The sequence below is a fragment of the Candidatus Infernicultor aquiphilus genome (assembly GCF_002784285.1).
GTDB lineage: Bacteria > Atribacterota > Phoenicimicrobiia > Phoenicimicrobiales > Phoenicimicrobiaceae > Infernicultor > Infernicultor aquiphilus.
The window spans coordinates 1-1,762 of sequence record NZ_PFKO01000100.1 but is presented as its reverse complement, the minus strand read 5'-3'; the positions used below and the strand labels follow the sequence as shown (position 1 = coordinate 1,762).

Sequence of the window (1,762 nt, the reverse complement as noted above, 5' to 3'; positions counted from 1 at the left end):
TTAAAAAAAAGATATTGTCATTGTTTTCTTAATTGGCATAATAATTGCTTTAATATATTATATAGGTATAGGTAAATATTAGTTAAAGCATAATATTAAAAATTTAAATTAGGAGGGTGTATCTTTTTATGATTAAAAATATAGTAAAAGGCATAACATTGTTTTTGGTTATATTTTTTATTTTTTCTGGTATAATATTTGGCGCAGAACCAACACCGCCAACAAAACCAAAAGAAATAGATCTTTCTCTGGCAGTTAATTTAGCCTTAACTGATAATTTAAATCTAAAGATAGCTAATTTAGACTTAGAAAATGCTCAAATAGATTACGAAAAAACTAAAGCAAGCAATCTACTGACTTCATCGCGGTATATACAATTGCAGGGAGACTTAGGCTTGCTGCAGGCCAAGGATAATTATACTCAAACCAGAAATCAGGTAATTGTTGATGTAGTGCAAAAATACCTTCAATTAAATCAAGCTAAAAAAAATATAATGGTTACAGATAAGAAAGTAGAATTGGAGAAAAAGTTATTAGAAGAAATAAAAGCTCAAGTTCAATCTGGGCACAAAGGAAATTTAGATCTTCTTCAACAAGAAAACCTATATCAAAATGCGGTCTTTAATTTAGAGAAAGCCAATGACGATTATGATCAGTCTTTTAAGGAATTTAAAGTAGAATTAGGAGTAGTTAATCAAGGCGAAGAAGAATTGGTTTTATCGGTAATAGATTCTCCTCAAGTGTGGGAAATAAGCGAAGAAGAAGCTTTAAAAAGGGCTATGGAGAATAGTTTTACTTTAGAATTAAGCAAACGTCAAATAGAATTAAACGAAGTTGACTTAGAAAGTGCGGAAGTAGCAGCAAGTCCGAAATTAGATTTGCAAAAGCTTAAAAATAATGTTGTCTTGGCTAATTTAAACTATGATAAAACTCAAAAAGAATTAAATAATTCAATTAGTAAACAATTTTATACTTATAAGCAGGCTATTAATAGTTTAGATTTAAGCAAGCAAAACTTAAATCAAGCTCAGGAAAATAATAGTATTATAGTGGAGCAGGTAAATGCCGGACTTAAAACTAAAAGTGATCTTTTATCAGCAGAAATAAATACATTGCAGGCCGAGTCCGATTTAGAATCAACTATTCTGAATTATTATATAAGTAAATTGACTTTACAACAATTAATGGGGCAGAAGATCGAAGAAGGAGAAATTAAATGAACCTAATCAGAAAAAATAATTCATTTTTTCTTCTAACTTTAATAATAATGATAAGTTTTATTTTCATAGGTTTGGAGATAAATATTCAAGCTGAGGAGATTTCTTTACCAGATGCTATTAACTGGGGGTTAGAACAGAATTCATCCCTTCGAGTAATCAAGGATGAAATAAAAACCATAGAAAGAAATTTAGCTTTAATTGATACGGAATATGCTCCGAAAATGTCCTTGCAGGCTAATCCCATCATTGCTGGAAATTCTACTAAGGGAGGAGATAGCACTAGTACTACTACTACTACTACTGATACCACTCCCAAAATCAGTTTAGAAACATCTAAAATATTTGCTAATGGATTAATGATTAACTCAAAAATTTCGGTACAAGAAGAAGGGATCTTTGATTTAGAAAATATTTCTGAAAATATCAATCGGACTATAAGTGCTTCAAAAACTATTTATCCTCTAGTTCCTATCTTACAAGCACAAGAAAAATATAAAGCTGCTAATGAATTGCTTAAAATTAATCAAAATTTACAATGGCAG

Annotated in this window: 2 protein-coding genes; both read left to right on the top strand. The window is 29.7% G+C overall.

The window, feature by feature from the left end:
• Positions 1-128: 128 nt before the first annotated feature.
• Positions 129-1,220 (top strand): TolC family protein, encoded by a 1,092-nt coding sequence (locus COZ07_RS02870; RefSeq protein ID WP_406607083.1) that lies wholly within the window; start codon positions 129-131, stop codon positions 1,218-1,220.
• Positions 1,217-1,762 (top strand): hypothetical protein (locus tag COZ07_RS02865; RefSeq protein ID WP_406607082.1); only part of this gene is annotated, 546 nt, incomplete at its 3' end. The genes COZ07_RS02870 and COZ07_RS02865, both read left to right, overlap by 4 nt.

Bases quoted from the DNA above. Each gene is read 5' to 3' on its own strand.
- COZ07_RS02870 (WP_406607083.1), top strand. From the start codon at position 129: ATGATTAAAAATATAGTAAAAGGCATAACATTGTTTTTGGTTATATTT.